Origin of the sequence: Kitasatospora phosalacinea (assembly GCF_000716545.1) — a bacterium.
GTDB lineage: Bacteria > Actinomycetota > Actinomycetes > Streptomycetales > Streptomycetaceae > Kitasatospora > Kitasatospora phosalacinea.
Genome location: NZ_JNWZ01000013.1, coordinates 32,942 through 49,373 on the forward strand (window position 1 = coordinate 32,942; position 16,432 = coordinate 49,373).

13 protein-coding genes and 1 pseudogene are annotated in these 16,432 nt (G+C 76.1%); 6 read left to right on the forward strand and 8 right to left on the reverse strand.

From position 1 onward, the window contains the following. Positions 1 to 4: 4 nt before the first annotated feature. The 7 genes and pseudogenes from nadC to OO48_RS08455 form a co-directional block, all read right to left on the reverse strand. Positions 5 to 976 (reverse strand): carboxylating nicotinate-nucleotide diphosphorylase, encoded by a 972-nt coding sequence (nadC, locus tag OO48_RS08425; protein ID WP_033213790.1) that lies wholly within the window; start codon positions 974 to 976, stop codon positions 5 to 7. A 65-nt stretch (positions 977 to 1,041) separates the two neighbouring features. Next, complete coding sequence (locus OO48_RS08430; protein WP_033213792.1) at positions 1,042 to 2,655, reverse strand: L-aspartate oxidase; 1,614 nt, start codon at positions 2,653 to 2,655, stop codon at positions 1,042 to 1,044. Positions 2,656 to 2,671: 16 nt separating this feature from the next. Then, entirely contained in the window at positions 2,672 to 3,121 is a 450-nt protein-coding gene (gene panD / locus OO48_RS08435; RefSeq protein WP_033213796.1) for an aspartate 1-decarboxylase, read from the reverse strand. Between the two features lie 97 nt (positions 3,122 to 3,218). Next, a complete protein-coding gene (panC, locus tag OO48_RS08440) occupies positions 3,219 to 4,115 on the reverse strand; it encodes a pantoate--beta-alanine ligase (protein ID WP_033213798.1) in 897 nt (298 codons plus the stop codon). After that, positions 4,093 to 5,026: pseudogene (locus OO48_RS08445) on the reverse strand (Rossmann-like and DUF2520 domain-containing protein); the annotation flags it as partial. The pseudogene OO48_RS08445 and the gene panC, both read right to left, overlap by 23 nt. Positions 5,027 to 5,145: 119 nt before the next feature. Next, on the reverse strand, positions 5,146 to 5,835 hold the full coding sequence (locus OO48_RS08450; protein ID WP_033213800.1) for a response regulator: 690 nt from the start codon (positions 5,833 to 5,835) through the stop codon (positions 5,146 to 5,148). A 14-nt stretch (positions 5,836 to 5,849) separates the two neighbouring features. Then, positions 5,850 to 7,061 (reverse strand): sensor histidine kinase, encoded by a 1,212-nt coding sequence (locus OO48_RS08455; protein ID WP_033213801.1) that lies wholly within the window; start codon positions 7,059 to 7,061, stop codon positions 5,850 to 5,852. A gap of 114 nt (positions 7,062 to 7,175) precedes the next feature. Here OO48_RS08455 and OO48_RS08460 point away from each other — a divergent pair, with 114 nt between their 5' ends. Both OO48_RS08460 and OO48_RS08465 read left to right on the forward strand, forming a co-directional pair. Next, positions 7,176 to 8,180: an SAM-dependent methyltransferase gene (locus OO48_RS08460; RefSeq protein WP_033213803.1), complete on the forward strand. Its 1,005-nt coding sequence runs from the start codon at positions 7,176 to 7,178 to the stop codon at positions 8,178 to 8,180. Positions 8,181 to 8,195: 15 nt separating this feature from the next. Next, complete coding sequence (locus OO48_RS08465; protein WP_033213805.1) at positions 8,196 to 9,359, forward strand: NADH-quinone oxidoreductase subunit D; 1,164 nt, start codon at positions 8,196 to 8,198, stop codon at positions 9,357 to 9,359. Positions 9,360 to 9,379: 20 nt separating this feature from the next. Here OO48_RS08465 and OO48_RS08470 read toward each other — a convergent pair whose 3' ends face one another. Further along, positions 9,380 to 10,249, reverse strand: a complete 870-nt coding sequence (locus OO48_RS08470) for a DUF3109 family protein (protein WP_033213809.1) — start codon at positions 10,247 to 10,249, stop codon at positions 9,380 to 9,382. A gap of 221 nt (positions 10,250 to 10,470) precedes the next feature. Here OO48_RS08470 and OO48_RS08475 point away from each other — a divergent pair, with 221 nt between their 5' ends. From OO48_RS08475 to OO48_RS08490, 4 genes are all read left to right on the forward strand, one after another. Continuing rightward, positions 10,471 to 10,815 (forward strand): WXG100 family type VII secretion target, encoded by a 345-nt coding sequence (locus tag OO48_RS08475; protein ID WP_033213811.1) that lies wholly within the window; start codon positions 10,471 to 10,473, stop codon positions 10,813 to 10,815. Between the two features lie 65 nt (positions 10,816 to 10,880). Further along, the gene (locus tag OO48_RS08480; protein ID WP_033213813.1) at positions 10,881 to 14,108 is read left to right on the forward strand and encodes a toxin glutamine deamidase domain-containing protein; all 3,228 of its coding nucleotides are present in this window, start codon (positions 10,881 to 10,883) and stop codon (positions 14,106 to 14,108) included. Beyond that, on the forward strand, positions 14,105 to 15,382 hold the full coding sequence (locus OO48_RS08485) for an SUKH-4 family immunity protein (RefSeq protein WP_033213814.1): 1,278 nt from the start codon (positions 14,105 to 14,107) through the stop codon (positions 15,380 to 15,382). Before OO48_RS08480 ends, OO48_RS08485 begins: the two co-directional genes overlap by 4 nt. A gap of 49 nt (positions 15,383 to 15,431) precedes the next feature. Further along, entirely contained in the window at positions 15,432 to 16,385 is a 954-nt protein-coding gene (locus OO48_RS08490) for a Ppx/GppA family phosphatase (RefSeq protein WP_033213816.1), read from the forward strand. Positions 16,386 to 16,432: the final 47 nt, after the last annotated feature.

Genomic DNA, 16,432 nt, shown 5'->3' on the forward strand with positions numbered 1-16,432 from the left:
AGGGTCAGGAACTGCGGAGGTCCAGGCCGATGTCGAGGATCGGCGAGGAGTGCGTCAGGGCGCCGACGGCCAGGTAGTCGACACCAGTCTCGGCGACCTCGCGCGCGGTGGCCAGGGTCAGGCCGCCGGAAGCCTCCAGCTTCGCCCGGCCCGCGACCAGCGCGACCGCCTCGCGCAGCTGCTCGGTGGAGAAGTTGTCCAGCAGGATCAGGTCGGCGCCGGCCTCCAGGACGGGGGCGATCTGATCGACCGTGTCGACCTCGACCTCGATCGGCAGCTCGGGGAAGGCCTCCCGGACGGCGGTGAACGCCTCGACGACGCCGCCCGCCGCGACCACGTGGTTGTCCTTGACCAGCGCCGCGTCGGAGAGCGCCATCCGGTGGTTGGCGCCGCCGCCGGCCCGCACCGCGAACTTCTCCAGGGCGCGCAGGCCGGGGGTGGTCTTGCGGGTGTCGCGGACCACCGCGCCGGTGCCCTCCAGGGCGTCGGCCCAGGTGCGGGTGGCGGTCGCGATGCCGGACAGGTGGCAGAGCAGGTTCAGCGCGGAGCGCTCGGCGGTGAGCAGGTCGCGGGTGCGGCTGCGGACCGAGAGCAGCACCTGGCCGGGGGCGACCAGGTCGCCGTCCTCGACGTGCCGCTCGACCTCGAACTCCTCCTCGCACACCAGCGAGACCACGGCCTCCGCCACCCGCAGGCCGGCCACCACGCCCGCCTGGCGGGCGGTGAAGTCGGCGGTCGCGACGGCCTCGGCCGGGACGGTCGCCACCGAGGTGACGTCCTCGCCGCCGGCCAGGTCCTCGGACAGGGCCATCATCGCCACGTCCTCCACCTCGACCGGGTCCAGCCCGGCGTCCTCCAGCAGCGCGGCCAGCGCCGGGTCGAGACCGGTCTCGTACTCCTCGCCCTCGCCGCACGCGCAGCCGTCGCCGCAGCCGCCGGACTCGGTGGACAGGAGGGGGAGTTCGGAGTGGGACATGGTGGCTGGCTCCAGGGGTTCGGCGGGGTGTGCGGGACGGGGCGGGGTGTACGGGGCGGGCGGCGTCAGCCGGCGAGCGGGTGGACGACGTGGCGCTGCCAGTGGGCGTCGTCGCGGTCGGGGAAGTCCTCGCGCCAGTGGCAGCCGCGGGTCTCCTCGCGGAGGGCGGCGGCGGTGGTGAGCGCGGTGGCGACCTGGTGCAGGTTGGTGGCCTCCCAGGTCTCCACCGACGGGTCGGCCGGGGGCTCCGGGTCGGCCAGCGCGGCCAGGCCCTTGGCGGTGGCCGCCAGCGACTCCGCGGAGCGGAGCACGCCCGCGCCGGTGGACATCAGGTGCTGGATCTCGCCCCGGGCCCCGGCGGGCAGCAGCGGGATGGGCGTCGCGGCCTGCGCGGCACCGATGTTGACGGTGCGGGCCGGGAGCCGGCCGGCGGCGTTCAGCGCGGCCAGGTCGGCGGCGATCCGCTCGGCGAACACCAGGCCCTCCAGCAGGGAGTTGGACGCCAGCCGGTTGGCGCCGTGCACGCCGGTGCAGGCGACCTCGCCGCAGGCGTACAGGCCGGGGACGGTGGTGCGGCCGTGCAGGTCGGTGCGCACGCCGCCGGAGGCGTGGTGGGCGGCCGGGGCGATCGGGATCGGCTCGGTGACCGGGTCGATGCCGTTGGCCCGGCAGGCGGCCAGGATGGTGGGGAAGCGGTGCTCCCACATCTCGGCGCCGAAGTGCCGCCCGTCCAGGTACATGTGCCGGGTGCCCTTGGCGTGCATCCGGCGGATGATCCCCTTGGCGACGATGTCGCGCGGGGCGAGTTCGGCCAGTTCGTGCTGGCCGACCATGAAGCGCACCCCGTCCGCGTCGACCAGGTGCGCGCCCTCGCCGCGGACCGCCTCGGAGACCAGCGGCTGCTGGCCCTTCGCGTCCGGGCCGAGCCAGAGCACGGTCGGGTGGAACTGGACGAACTCCAGGTCGGTGACCTCGGCGCCGGCCCGCAGGGCGAGCGCGACGCCGTCGCCGGTGGAGACCGCCGGGTTGCTGGTGGCCTCGAAGACCTGGCCCATGCCACCGGTGGCCAGCACCACGGCGCGGGCCAGGATCGCGCCGACGCCGTCGCGCTGGCCCTCGCCCATCACGTGCAGGGTGACGCCGGAGGCGTGGCCGTCGGCGTCGGTGAGCAGGTCCAGGACGAGGGCGTGCTCGATCAGCTCCAGGCCCGGGTCGGCCTCTATCGCGGCGACCAGGGCGCGTTCGATCTCGGCGCCGGTGGCGTCGCCGCCGGCGTGCGCGATCCGGCGGCGGTGGTGGCCGCCCTCGCGGGTCAGGACGATCTCGCCGTCCTCGTCGAGGTCGAACTCGGCGCCGGCCTCGATCAGCCGGCGCACCGCGTCCGGACCCTCGGTGACCAGGGTGCGCACCGCCTCCTCGTCGCACAGCCCGGCCCCCGCGACCAGGGTGTCCTGCAGGTGCTGCTCGGGGGTGTCGCCCTCGCCCAGGGCGGCGGCGATGCCGCCCTGGGCCCAGCGGGTGGAACCGTCGTCCAGGACCGCCTTGGTGACCACCATGGCCCGCAGGCCGGCCTTGCGGGCGTTGAGCGCGACGGTGAGTCCGGCCACGCCGGAGCCGACCACGACCACGTCGGTGCTCGTGGTCCAGCCGGGGGCGGGGGCGGTCAGGCGGTGCGACATGGGTTCAGCTTCTCCTTCAGCGCGCGGCGGCGTCGGCCGCGCCGTTCGAACCACCGTACGCGGCGTCGCCGCGCGCCAGTCCGCTGCCCTCGGGAGCGTCCGCGGGGTCCCCGCCGAGGCCGGTGATCCGGTTGCGCTCGTCGACGAACACCACCTTCGGCAGGTACGACTTGGCCTCCGCGGTGTCCATCTGCCCGTAGGCGATCAGGATCACCAGGTCGCCGGGGTGGACCAGCCGGGCGGCCGCCCCGTTGATGCCTATGACGCCGGTGCCGCGCGGGCCGGCGATGGTGTAGGTCTCCAGCCGGGCGCCGTTGTTGATGTCGACGATGTGGACCAGCTCGCCGGGGAGCAGGTCCGCGGCGTCGAGCAGGTCCTCGTCGACCGTCACCGAACCGACGTAGTGCAGGTCGGCCTGGGTGACGGTGGCACGGTGGATCTTGGACTTGAGCATGGTGCGGAGCATGGGTCACGCCTCCTGTGAGTGCATGCCTGGTGGTGCGTACCGGATGGACGGGTGGCCGGCGCGCGGAGCGGCGGCCGCCCGGGGCGTCCCTAGCGGGCTAGCGGACGATGACGCTCACGTTGTCGATCAGCCGGGTCGAGCCGACCCGGGCCGCGACGGCGAGCACCGCCTCGCCCTGGAAGTCGTCCGGCGCCTCGGTGAAGGACAGCGGATCGACCAGGGCGAGGTAGTCGAGGGAGATGCCGTCCGCGCCCTCCAGCACGGCGGCGGCCGCCTCGCGGACGGCCTTGGGGCCCTGCGCGCCGGCGTCCCGGCCGGCGAACAGGGCGCGGGAGAGCGCGAGCGCCCGGGTCCGCTCGGCCTCGGAGAGGAAGCGGTTGCGGGAGGACAGCGCCAGGCCGTCCTCCTCGCGGACGGTCGGGACGCCGACGACCTCCACGTCGAAGTCCAGGTCGGCGACCATCCGGCGGACGATCGCCAACTGCTGGGCGTCCTTCTCGCCGAACACCGCGAAGTCCGGGTCGGTGATGTGCAGCAGCTTGGCGACGACGGTCAGCATCCCGTCGAAGTGGCCCGGGCGGGACGCGCCCTCGAAGCCCTCGCCCATCGGGCCCGCGGCCAGCCGCACCAGCGGCTCGCCGTTCGGGTACACCTCCTCCACGGACGGGGCGAACACCACGTCGGCGCCCGTCTCCCCGGCGAGCGCGAGGTCCGCGTCCAGGGTGCGCGGGTAGCGGTCCAGGTCCTCGCCGGCGCCGAACTGCAGCGGGTTCACGAAGACCGTCACCGCGACCCGGCCGTCCTTGCCGACCTGGCGGCGGGCCTCGCGCACCAGCGCCGCGTGGCCCTCGTGCAGCGCGCCCATGGTCATCACCACGGCGTTGTCCACCGGCTGCTCGTCCGGCCAGAACGCGGCCTCGAACTCCTCCACGGTGCGGGTCAGCACCGCCGTGCGGACCTTCGGGGCCTTCGCCGGGCGCTTGTCGCGTGCCATCAGTGCTTCTCCTCGTTCAGTACGTCCAGCAGCGCCGCCGCCGGCTCCGGCTTCAACGTGCCGTTGGCCACCGCGCGCTGCGCGGTCGCCCTCGCCATCGCCCGGTACGCCTGGCCGATGTCCGGGGTCACCGTAGCGAGTCGGCCCAGGTGCGTGCGCACCGTCCCGACGTCACCGCGGGCCACCGGGCCGGTCAGCGCGAGGTCGCCCGAGCGCAGCGCGTTGTCCAGGGCCGCGCCGAGCAGCGGGCCGAGCATCTGGCCGGGCTCCTGGACGCCCGCCGTGCGCAGCAGCTCCATCGCCTGCGCGACCAGCGTGACCAGGTGGTTCGCGCCGTGCGCGAGCGCCGTGTGGTAGAGCGGCCGCACTTCTTCCGGGATCCAGGACGGTTCGCCGCCCATCTCGACGACCAGGGCCTCGGCGACCGGGCGCAGCTCCTCCGGGGCGGTCACGCCGAACGGGCAGCCGGCCAGGCGGGCCACGTCCACCGAGGTGCCGGTGAAGGTCATCGCCGGGTGCAGCGCGAGCGGCAGCGCGCCGACGCGGGTCGCGGGCTCCAGGACGGCCACGCCGTGCGCGCCGGAGGTGTGCACGAGCAACTGGCCCGGGCGGACGGCGCCGGTGGCGGCCAGCCCCTGCACCAGACCGGGGAGGGCGTCGTCCGGGACGGTCAGCAGCACCAGGTCCGCGGCGGCCATCACCTGCGGGGGCGTCACCATCCGCACCCCCGGCAGCAGGGCCTCGGCGCGGCGCCGGGACGCGGCGGAGACGCCGGACGCGGCGACGACGCGGTGGCCCGCGAACTGCAGGGCGGCGCCGAGGGCGGGGCCGACGCGACCGGCGCCGACGACGCCCACGGCGAGCCGGGCGGGGCGGTTACCGGGGTCGGAGGGGTCTCCGAAGTCGGGCAGCACTCTTCCGTTCCAGTCCTCTAGGGGTACCAGACGTACCGGTCAATGGTACGGGGGTTTGCCGCCCGCCCACCCATCCGTGCGCCGGCGGCCCGCGTCGGCGGGGACGGGGGCGGGGCTCAGGGGGTCTCGCCGGCGCGGACGAGCCCGTTCTCGTAGGCGAGGACGACGGCCTGGACGCGGTCGCGGAGGGAGAGCTTGGCGAGGATCCGGCCGACGTGGGTCTTGACGGTGGCCTCGGAGAGGACCAGGCGGGCGGCGATCTCGCCGTTGGAGAGCCCCTGGGCGACGAGCAGGAAGACCTCGCGCTCGCGGTCGGTGAGGGGGGCCAGGACGGGGGAGCCGGGGGTGCTCGCGGGGGTGGGGAGGACTTCGGCGAAGCGGTCGATCATGCGGCGGGTGGTGGTGGGGGCGACCACCGCGTCCCCGCCGTGCACGGAGCGGATCGCGGCGACCAGCTCGGTGGGCGGAACGTCCTTGAGCAGGAAGCCGGACGCGCCGGCCTTGAGCGCGGCGAAGGCGTACTCGTCCAGGTCGAAGGTGGTGAGGATGAGCACCCGGGGGGCGTGCTCGACGGGAGCGCCGTGGTCGTCGAGGCAGATCCGGCGGGTGGCCTGGACGCCGTCGAGCCGGGGCATCCGGACGTCCATCAGGATGACGTCGACCTCCGCGGTGCGCAGCACGTCGACGGCCTGCTGGCCGTCGCCGGCCTCGGCGGCGATCTCGATGTCGCCCTGGGACTGCAGGACCATTCGGAACCCGGTGCGCAGCAGTTCCTGGTCGTCGACCAGCATCACGCGGATCGGCATCGGTCGGCTCTCCTTCATCTGGATGCTTTGAGTGGCAGCACGGCGCGGATCCGGAAGCCGCCGCCGGGCCGGGGCCCGACGTCCAGGCTGCCGCTGACCATACCGACGCGTTCGCGCATGCCGATCAGGCCGTGGCCGAGCCCGTCGGTGCCGCCGGCGAGCTGTTCGCGGGTGGAGCCGCGGCCGTCGTCCTCGACCAGGACTTCGAGCTCGACGTCGCGGAAGTCGACGGCGACCTTGGCCCGGGCGTCGGGGCCGCCGTGCTTGCGGACGTTGGTGAGCGCTTCCTGGACGATCCGGTAGACGGTCAGTTCCAGGCCGCGGGGGAGTTCGCGGGCCTCGCCGGTGGCGGAGAAGTCGACCGGCAGGCCGGCCGTGCGGACCTGGTCCAGCAGGTCGGGGAGCTCCTCGACGCCCGGCTGCGGCACGTACTCGCCGGTGGTGTCGGAGGTGCGCAGCACGCCGAGCAGGCGGCGCATCTCGGCGAGCGCCTGGCGGCCGGTGGAGGCGATGGTGTTCAGCGCCTCCTTGGTCTGCTGCGGGGAGGAGTCCAGCACGTAGGCGGCGCCGTCGGCCTGGACGATCATCACCGAGACGTTGTGCGCGACCACGTCGTGCAGTTCGCGGGCGATCCTGGCGCGCTCGGCGGCGACCGCGACCTGCGCCTGGGCGTCGCGTTCGCGCTCCAGCCGGGCGGCCCGGTCCTCCAGCTCGACCAGGTAGGCGCGGCGGACCCGGGTGAGCCGGCCCCAGGCCCAGCAGAGCACGAACGGGGTGGTCATCAGGACGGCCGTGAACACCGTCAGGTAGCCGCTCTGGTGCTGCTCCGAGGGCGCCAGCCGCCACAGCGTCAGCGGCCCGGCCGCCAGGCTCGCCGCCAGCGCCAGCCGGGACGTCCAGACCCGGCCGAACGCGGCGCCGGTGTAGCCCAGCACCAGGTACGCGATGCTGGAGACGTTGGGTTCGACGCCGAGCGCGACCTGGCCGAGGCCGAGCGCGACGGCCGCCCCGGTGGTGGCGTCCGGCCAGCGGCGGCGCACCACCATCAGGGCGGGCAGCAGGAAGGCGACCGCGACGCCGGTGTAGTGCTTCCAGGAGGGCAGCGGGTCGTCCGGCATGCCGCTGGTCTCGACGGCCGCGAGCACGCCGAGCATCAGCACCAGCAGCGCCCAGGCGGAGTCGACGACCATGGGGTGTCGGCGGAGCCAGGCGTTGAGTCGATGCACGTCTCCAGCCTAGGGAGTCCGGACGGCCGTTCTGCTCCGCCGCTAGGGCGATCCGGTGCCGCTCCCGCTACTCCCCAGGGTGGAGACCGCGTCGTCCCGGTAACGTCGTCCGCCATGACCTGGATGCGGTGGCGGCCCGCGATCGAACACGCCCTGTACCGGCCGGACGGCGGCTTCTACCGCGGGCCCGAGGGCCCCGCCGGGCACTTCCGCACCTCCGTGCACGCCTCCGCGCTGTTCGCCGGCGCGGTGGCCCGCCTGCTGGCCGGGGTCGACGCGGCGCTCGGCCGGCCGGAGCGGCTGGACTTCGTCGACGTCGGCGCCGGGCGCGGCGAACTCACCCTGGCGGTGCGCGCCCTGCTGCCCGCCCACCTGCGCGCCCGGGTGGACTTCCGGGCGGTGGAGCTGGCCGACCGCCCGGCCGCCCTGCCCGCGGAGGTCGGCTGGTCGGCCGCGCTCCCCACCGGCGTGCGGGGCCTGCTGTTCGCCAACGAGTGGCTGGACAACGTCCCGCTGGAGGTGGCCGAGCGCGGCGCGGACGGGCGGCTGCGGTACGTCGAGGTCGCGCCGGACGGGACGGAGCGGCCGGGCGGGCCGCTGGACGCCGCGGACGGGGAGTGGGCCCGGCGCTGGTGGCCGGACGGGGAGCGGGTCGAGCTGGGCGGGCCCCGGGACGCCGCCTGGGCCGCGGCGGTCGGCGGCCTGGAGCGGGGCCTCGCGGTGGCCGTCGACTACGCCCACCTGCGCGCCGCCCGGCCGCCGTTCGGCACCCTGACCGGGTTCCGGAACGGCCGCGAGTGCGCCCCCGTCCCCGACGGCTCGTGCGACCTGACCGCGCACGTCGCCCTCGACGCGGCGGCCGTGCCCGGGCACCCGGCGCTGCTCGCCACCCAGCGCGAGGCGCTGCGCGCGCTCGGCGTCAGCGGCGCCCGCCCGCCGCTGGCGCTGGCCTCCACCGACCCGGCGGCCTACCTGCGGGCGCTGTCCGGCGCCGGGGAGGCCGCCGAGCTGACCGATCCGGCCGGGCTCGGCGCGTTCCACTGGCTGGTCCAGGCCGTCCGCATGCCGGTACCGGACGACCTCGCGGGCCTGCCGGGATGGCAGACTCTCCCCTCGTAGAAGGAGGCGACGGCCATGACGGAGACCACGGTCGGCATCGGCCCGGGCGCGCAGACGCTGCCCGGCGACGGCGGCAGCACCGACATGGTGCTCAACATCGGCCCCCAGCACCCGTCCACGCACGGCGTGCTGCGCCTGAAGCTGGTCCTGGACGGCGAGCGGATCACCAGCGCCGAGCCCGTCATCGGCTACATGCACCGCGGCGCGGAGAAGCTCTTCGAGGCCCGCGACTACCGGCAGATCATCATGCTGGCCAACCGGCACGACTGGCTGTCCGCGTTCGCCAACGAGCTGGGCGTGGTGCTGGCCGTCGAGCGGATGCTCGGCATGGAGGTGCCCGAGCGGGCGGTGTGGCTGCGGACGCTGCTGGCCGAGCTCAACCGCGTCCTCAACCACCTGATGTTCCTCGGCTCCTACCCCCTGGAGCTGGGCGGCATCACCCCGATCTTCCACTCCTTCAACGGCCGCGAGGAGCTCCAGCACGTCCTGGAGGAGGCCTCCGGCGGCCGGATGCACTACATGTTCAACCGGGTCGGCGGCCTCAAGGAGGACCTCCCGGCCGGCTGGCTCGGCCGGGTCCGCCGGGCGGTCGGCGTGGTGCGCGGGCAGCTGTCGGTCTTCGAGGACCTGGTCCTCGGCAACGAGATCTTCCGCGGCCGCACCGCGGGCGTCGGCGTGCTCTCCCGCGAGCACGTCCACGCGTACGGGGTCAGCGGGCCGATCGCCCGGGCCAGCGGCGTCGACTTCGACCTGCGCCGGGACGAGCCCTACCTCGCGTACGGGGAGCTGCGGGACGTCCTGAAGGTGTCCGTCCGCGAGGAGGGCGACTGCCTGGCCCGGTTCGAGTGCCTGCTGGAGCAGACCGCCAACGCCCTCGACCTCGCCGACGCGTGCCTCGACCGGCTGGCGGAGCTGCCCGCCGGGCCGGTCAACCTGCGGCTGCCCAAGGTGCTCAAGGCCCCGGAGGGCGAGACCTACGCCTGGACCGAGAACCCGCTCGGGCTGAACGGCTACTACCTGGTGTCGCGCGGCGAGAAGACGCCGTGGCGGCTCAAGCTCCGCTCGGCGTCCTTCAACAACGTCCAGGCCCTGACCGAACTGCTGCCGGGGACGCTGGTGGCGGACATGGTGGCGATCCTGGGGTCGATGTTCTTCGTGGTCGGCGACATCGACAAGTAGGACCGGCCCCCGCCCGCCCCCTACTGGTCCGCCGGGTGCGGGGCCAGGCGGGTGTCGTGGGCCTTGCAGAGGGCGACGAGCTGGTCGTACGCGGCGGGGCCCATGAGCTCGGTGAGTTCGGGGCGGTAGGAGACGTAGACCGGGTCGGGGGCGTTGTGGGCCTCGGGGGAGCCGGTGCACCACCAGTGGAGGTCGTGGCCGCCGGGGCCCCAGCCGCGGCGGTCGTACTCGCCGATGGAGACCTGGAGGTAGCGGGTGTCGTCGGGGCGGTCGATCCAGTCGTAGGTGCGGCGGACCGGCAGCTGCCAGCAGACGTCGGGCTTGGTCTCCAGCGGCTCCAGGCCCTCGCGCAGGGCGAGCACGTGCAGGGCGCAGCCGGCGCCGCCGGGGAAGCCGGGGCTGTTGAGGAACAGGCAGGCGCCGTTGACGCGGCGGGTCTGCCGGTCGCCGTCCTCGTCGAACATGGTGATGCCGCCGTCGCGGCGGATCCGGCCCTTGGCGTCGGTGCCCTCGGCGTGGTGCTCCCAGATGTCGGGGGTGAGCCGGGCGGCGTGCCCGGCGACGCGCTGCTCGTCGTCCTCGTCGGAGTAGTGGGCGCCGAGGGTGCAGCAGCCGTCGGAGGCGCCGCGGCCGGGCTGGATGCCGTGGCAGCCCTTGCCGAAGATGCAGCCCCAGCGGGAGGTGAGCCAGGTGAGGTCGCAGCGGAACACCTGGTCCTCGTCGGCGGGGTCGGTGAACTCGACCCAGGCGCGCGGGAAGTCGAGGGCGACCTCGCGGACGGTGGGCATCGCCAGGTCGACGACCGGACCCTTGGGGCCGGTGCCCTTGGTGCCGGTGCCCTTGGCGGGCTTCTTGGTCTTCTTGTTCTTGGTGCTGTCAGCAGGTGCCACCCGGTAAGGGTAGGGCCTGGACGGGGCGGTCCGGGGTGCGGCGGCGCGGCTTTGCCGGTGGTTCGTGCCGTTCGGTGCCGGTTGCGCCCGTTTCGAGTGGGTGGCGATGGTGAAACGGCTGTGAAAAGGGCCGCAGGCCGGTCGGCGCCGGCCGACAGTGGTCCTAGGATGGCTCAGCCGGTAGAGCGGGCGCAGGGCGCCCTTGCACGGGGGAGTGCACAGTGGGCGACGAGGTCGTCATCCGGTCGTGGGAACTCCACGGCGAGGGGCGCGAGTTCGAGAGGATCTCGGACGAGTTCGGCAAGGCGGCGAAGCAGCTGGAGAGCGGGCTGGCGGGGCTGGGCGCCCCGTGGGGCTCGGACGAGCCCGGCACGCCGTTCGGCACCGCGTACGGCGAGGCCCGGGAGGGCGCGCTGGGCGGGCTGCAGGGGCTGTCCGAGCGGCTGGGCCGGATCGGGCAGGGGCTGCACACCATGGCGGACAACCTGGACCGCACCGATCAGGACGTCAGCGCGGACTTCAACGCGCCTTCGCTGAACCACCCGACCGCAACCGGCCGGGCCTGAACCGGAGTCAGACCAGGCGGCGGGCGGCTGCGCGCGCCGAGCCGTACCACCCGAAGGGGGAGCACGTGTCCAGGAACCTGCCGGAGGAACTCGCCCCCGCGCTGGCGCGCACCGGCCACGCGTGGCCGCAGGCGGACGAGGACGGACTGCGCCGGGCGGCGGCCCTGTGGCGGGAGTTCGGCTCGGAGGCGGACGCCCTGGTCGCCCGGGGCACCGCCTCGGCGCAGCGGGTCTCGGGCGAGAACAAGGGCCGGGCGGTGGACGCGTTCGCCGAGCACTGGCGGCAGTTCAGCGGCGGCGGGCGCGGCCAGCTGGACGACGCCTCGGCGGCCGCCGCGCTGGTGGCCGCCGCGCTGGACAAGGCGGCCGGGGTCGCCGACCAGGTGAAGTCCGAGATCGTCGCGGTGCTCACCGAGCTGACCGAGAAGATCCGGGCGGCGGACGCCGCCGAGGCCGCGGCCAAGGCGGACATCGCCCAGGCCGGCAAGCAGATGACCACCGGGCTGGGCGGGCTGGTGACCGGCGCGGTCGGCGCGGTCGTCGGCGCGGCGAAGGAAGTCACCGCCGAGGCCGAGGAGTTGGCCGCGGTCGAGCACGCCAGGACGAAGATCGGCCAGCTGCTGGAGCGGCTCGGCCGGGACATGGGCGAGGCCGCGAAGTCGCTGGCCGGGGAGCCGCCGCTGGTGGCGCTGGAGCGGATCTCCCAGTCCGACGGGCGGGGCCTGCACGGCGAGGGCCGGGAGTCCTCGGTGGCGGGCCGCTCCGGGCAGGTCACCGGGGCGCTGGCGGTGGCCGGGGTGGCCCGCTCGGTGGAGGTGGCCGACGTGGCCGGCGTGCACGCCGAGCTGAAGGCCGACGGCACGGTGCGCACCGACCGGCACGGCAACCCGGTGCTGGTCGGCGAGGACGGCCAGCGGATCAAGGGCGTCGAGGGCCTGACGGTCCAGCAGGGCGAGGACGGCACCCAGCAGCTGGTGACCAAGGACGGCGTCCCGGTCAGCGGCGTGGCGATGGGCTCCGACGGCAAGCCGCTGCTCGGCTCCGACGGCAAGCCGCTGCTGGTCGGCCTGACCGGCGCGCTGGTCGGCACCGGCATCACGCTCGCGCTCGGCCACAGCGGCAAGCTCCAGCTCGGCGACGACGGCCACCCGGTGATGCTGACCGCCGACGGCACCCAGGTCTCCGGCCTGGTCGCCGACGCCCAGGGCCACCTGCTGGCGGACACCGACGGCCACCCGGTCACGGTCGACGCCTCGGGCCGGGCGGCCGCCCCGGGCGGGCAGATCGTCCAGTTCGGCGCGGACGGCCGTCCGCTCGACCTGCTCGGCTCCGACGGCAAGCCGGTCCCCGTCCCGGACGGGCAGCAGGGCGGCGGCCACGGGCACGGCGGCGGCCAGAACGGCGCGAACCTGCCGGGCGGCCCCTCGAACGCGTCCGGGCACGGCGGCGGGCAGAACGGCTCGATCCTGCTGGGCGACGGCGGCCTGCTGGGCGACGGCGGACCGGTGGACCGCACGGTCCAGAAGGCCACCGCCCCGCTGGACGCGGTGGCGCAGAGCGCGCCGGCCGGCGGCTCGCAGCACGGCCCGGCCGACAGCGGCGGGTACCGGGGCGGCGGTGGCGGCGGCTACCAGGGCGGCTCCGGCGGCTCGCACGCCCCCTCGTACGGCGGCGGCTCGGCCGCGGCCTCGTACGGCACCCCGTCCTACGGCGGCTCCTACAGCGGCCCGTCCGGCGGCTCCTACCAGGACTCCGGGAACGACTACGTCGCGCCGGTGCGCGGGCCGCTGTCGGTGCACGTCGACTCGGTGGCGGCGCCGCCCGCGCCGACCGTCCCGCCGGTGGTGAGCGGCGGCGACGTCTGGTCGTCCGGCGGCGGCGGCGGTGGCGGCGGCGTCCGGCACGCCGCGGACCCGGGCTCGTCCTTCGGCGGCTCGTCGTCCTCCGGCGGCTCCTCCTTCCAGCTCGGCCCGGTCGGCGGCGGCTCCGCCGGACCGGTCGGCGGCAGCATCCCGACGGGCGCGCCCGTGGCGGGCGCCCCGGTGTTCGGCACCGCCCCGGTGGGCGGGCCGGTCGGGGCGGCCCCCGGCGCGGCGGCGGGCGTCCCCGGCGCCCCCGGTGCGGCCGGCGCGCCCGTCCCGGTGACCGGCCCGGTGCCGGGCGCGACGGGCGCGGGCGCCACCGCTCCCGGTGCGGCCGGCGGCTCGGCCGCGGTGATCGGCGTCGGCCAGCACCCGGTCGGCGGCCGGCCGGTGGCGACCGGCCCGGTGCCGCCCGCGGGCGGCGGCGGGATCGGCCAGCAGACGCCCGGCGGCCCGGTGCGCGGCTACGAGCCGCCGGTGGACGTCCGGCGCCAGTCCGGCACCGACGAGCAGGTCCTGCCGGTGAACCCCGGCCAGGCGTCCGCGGCCTGGCTGGTGATCGCCAGCGGGCGGCGCGGCGGCGTGGCCGGCCCGCTGCCGGCCGGCGAGCGCGAGCGCGTCCTCGCCGACGGCCGCCCGTACGGCCTGCCCGGCGGGCTCGGCCCGGTCGACCCGGCGCACCAGGCCGAGGCGGTGCGCCGCACCCCGGTGCCCGAGCCGGACCCGATGGTCGGCGAGTGGATCGAGGTGCTCAACGGCGGCGGCCCCGCCGAGAGCGGGCGCGCCAACAACTGCGTGGACGTGTCGCTGTCCGCCGTGGACACCCTCGGCGGGGTGCCGACCTGCGCCGCGCCCCGGCTGCCCGACGGCCCGGCCGGCGAGCGCGGCGGCCGGGACCGCGCCGAACTCGAACTCGGCACCCGCTTCCTCGACCTCGGCGACGGCGCCGACGCCCACGGCAGGCTCGGCCAAGCCCTGCTCGCCCACGGCACCGGCACCCGCGCGGTGCTGCTCACCGTCGACGCGTTCGGCCGCTCGCACACCTGGAACGCCGTCAACCACAAGGGCGTGCTCAGCTACCTGGACCACCAGACCGGCTACGCCGCGCCCACCCCGCTCTACCCGGCCGACCACGGCCTGTGGGCGATCGCGGTGGACGCCGCCGACCGGCCGATCGACCTGACCGCGCCGCTGCCCGCCACCGTCGCCGTCCCGGCGCGCGCCGCCGGGGACGGGCCGGCGGCCGACCCGGTGCCCGAGCCGGCCCCGGTCGGCGCGGGCGGCGCGGGCGGCCCGGCCGCCGAGGGCGCCGCAGGCGCCGGGGCCGCCGGTGAGGCGGGGCGGGCCGGGGCCGCCGGGGAGGGCGCCGCCGTGCCGCCGCGCTCCCGGCTCACCATCCACCGCGCCACCACCGGGAGCACCAGCCGATGATCACCCGCGAGCAGGCCCTCGCCACCGCCCACCGCTGGGTCAACGGCGACCTCCCGCAGGAGGGGGCGCGGCCTGTCAGGTGCCACGAGTTCGACCTCGGCTGGGTGCTCTGGCCGGAGCCCGCGCCCCTCCTCACCGACCCGCTCACCGGCGCCCGCCGCGCCCCCGAGGAGATCGGCGCGGCCTGCGCCGTCGTCGACCGGGCCACCGGCGAACTCGTCGTCTACCCGTCCGTCCCGGTGCCGGTGGTCGAGCAGCTGCACCGCGACCGCCTCGGCGCCGGCAGCCACGACCCGGACCGGCCGCCGGTCACCGGCCCCGGCACCCGGGCCACCCTCAGCTACCGGGACGACCAGGACCGGCCGCGGTCCCTCACCGTCCACTCCGCGCACGGGCTGCCGCACCCGGCCCTGCGCGCCCGGGAGCAGCTCGCCGAGCAGGGCGTCCCGGCCGAGAACCTGATCGCGCTCCGCACCGACCTGCGCCTGTCGATGCTCCCCGGCAGCTACTCCGAGCTGGCCGTCGCCGAGCGGCTCCCCGGCGTCCGGCTGGAGTTCGAGCAGCCGTACGGGCCGCGCCACGACCACCGGGCGGCCGCCGTGCGGGCCCTGGTGGCCCGCACCCGCAGCGGCTACAACCGGGTGCCGTTCCCGACCTCGGTGCCGCCCGCCCAGCCCGAGGACGAGACCGGCCTCGGCAAGCGGCTGGCCGCGCTGTTCGGCGAGGACGGCGTGCGCCGCTTCGAGCAGGCCGAGACGCTCGCCGCCGACCTGCCCGAGACCGCCGCCCGCCCGCTGCGGCACAGCGGCCTGCCGCGCGAGGTCCCCGGCTTCTTCACCCTGTACCTGCCCGAGGCCGACGGCATCGCCGAGCAGGCCGGTCCGCCGCTGCCCGACCTCACCGAGCGCCTCGCCGCCCTCGGCCGCGGCCGCCGGGCCACCGCCGCCGCCCGGGCCGCGCTGCTCGGCCAGCGCGTGATCGGCACCGACGGCTGGGCGCTGCTGACCGTCGACGCCGCCCAGGGCAGGGTCCGCGCCGTCGACCCCGACACCTGCGAGGCCCGCTACTGCAATGCCGACCTCACCGCCTTCACCCGCTGCCTGGCCCTGCTCGCCGAACGCCGGCCCGCCCTGCGCGGCCTCCCGCCCGAGCAGGCCGGGCCCGCCGTCGCCGAGTTCCAGTGGGCGCTGGCCGGGCTCGACCGCACCGCGCTGCGCGACCCGGAGAACTGGTGGGCCGTCATCGTCGAGCAGCTCTGGGACGGCATGCTGTGACCCCGCCCGCACCCCTGGCGGTCACCGGGCTGGGCTAGGTTGGACGGTCATGCGACTCGGTGTGCTCGACGTAGGCTCCAACACCGTCCACTTCCTCGTGGTGGACGCCCACCCCGGCGCGGCCCCGCTGCCCGCCTACTCCCACAAGGCCGAACTGCGCCTCGCCGAGCTGCTGGAGGAGGACGGGTCGATCAGCGGGGCGGGCGTCGAGCGCCTGGTCTCCATGGTCGCCACCTCGCTCCGGGTCGCCGAGGACAAGGGCGTCGTCGACCTGCTGCCGTTCGCCACCTCCGCCGTCCGGGAGGCCGCCAACGGCGAGGAGGTGCTGCGCCGGGTCGAGGACGAGACCGGCGTCGCGCTCACCGTCCTGTCCGGCCAGGACGAGGCCCGGCTGACCTTCCTGGCGGTGCGCCGCTGGTTCGGCTGGTCCTCCGGGCGGCTGCTCAACCTCGACATCGGCGGCGGCTCGCTGGAGATCGCCTGCGGCATCGACGAGCAGCCCGCCGTCGCCGCCTCCCTCCCGCTCGGCGCCGGCCGCCTCACCTCCCGCCTGCCCGGCGAGGTCGCCGACCCGGGCGACCTGCGCGAACTGCGGCGGCACATCCGCGCCGAGATCGCCGGGGCGGTCGGCGAGATCGCCCGGCTCGGGCCGCCGGACCACGCCGTCGCCACCTCCAAGACCTTCAAGCAGCTCGCCCGGATGACCGGCGCCGCCCCCGAGGGCGCGGGCGTCCGCGTCCCCCGCAAGCTCACCCGCTCCGGGCTCTCCGCGTGGCTGCCCCGCCTCGCCGCGATGACGCCCGCCGAACGCGCCCGGATCCCCGGCGTCTCGCTCGGCCGCGCCCGCCAGCTGCTGGCCGGCGCGCTGGTCGCCGACGCGGCGATGGACCTCTTCGGCCTGGAGGAGCTGGACATCTGCCCGTGGGCCCTGCGCGAGGGGATCATCCTGCGGCGGCTGGACGCGATGGACGGGCACGAGGGCCGCGTCGCCATCGGGGCGTAGGCGACGGGCGCCCCGGCTCCGTGCCGGCATGGTTTCGCGACGAGTGT

What these genes read in the sequence shown, in the direction of transcription:
- nadC (WP_033213790.1), bottom strand. Translation starts at nt 976, where the DNA reads ATGTCCCACTCCGAACTCCCCCTCCTGTCCACCGAGTCCGGCGGCTGC.
- OO48_RS08430 (WP_033213792.1), bottom strand. Translation starts at nt 2,655, where the DNA reads ATGTCGCACCGCCTGACCGCCCCCGCCCCCGGCTGGACCACGAGCACC.
- panD (WP_033213796.1), bottom strand. Translation starts at nt 3,121, where the DNA reads ATGCTCCGCACCATGCTCAAGTCCAAGATCCACCGTGCCACCGTCACC.
- panC (WP_033213798.1), bottom strand. Translation starts at nt 4,115, where the DNA reads ATGGCACGCGACAAGCGCCCGGCGAAGGCCCCGAAGGTCCGCACGGCG.
- OO48_RS08450 (WP_033213800.1), bottom strand. Translation starts at nt 5,835, where the DNA reads ATGCCGATCCGCGTGATGCTGGTCGACGACCAGGAACTGCTGCGCACC.
- OO48_RS08460 (WP_033213803.1), top strand. Translation starts at nt 7,176, where the DNA reads ATGACCTGGATGCGGTGGCGGCCCGCGATCGAACACGCCCTGTACCGG.
- OO48_RS08465 (WP_033213805.1), top strand. Translation starts at nt 8,196, where the DNA reads ATGACGGAGACCACGGTCGGCATCGGCCCGGGCGCGCAGACGCTGCCC.
- OO48_RS08485 (WP_033213814.1), top strand. Translation starts at nt 14,105, where the DNA reads ATGATCACCCGCGAGCAGGCCCTCGCCACCGCCCACCGCTGGGTCAAC.
- OO48_RS08490 (WP_033213816.1), top strand. Translation starts at nt 15,432, where the DNA reads ATGCGACTCGGTGTGCTCGACGTAGGCTCCAACACCGTCCACTTCCTC.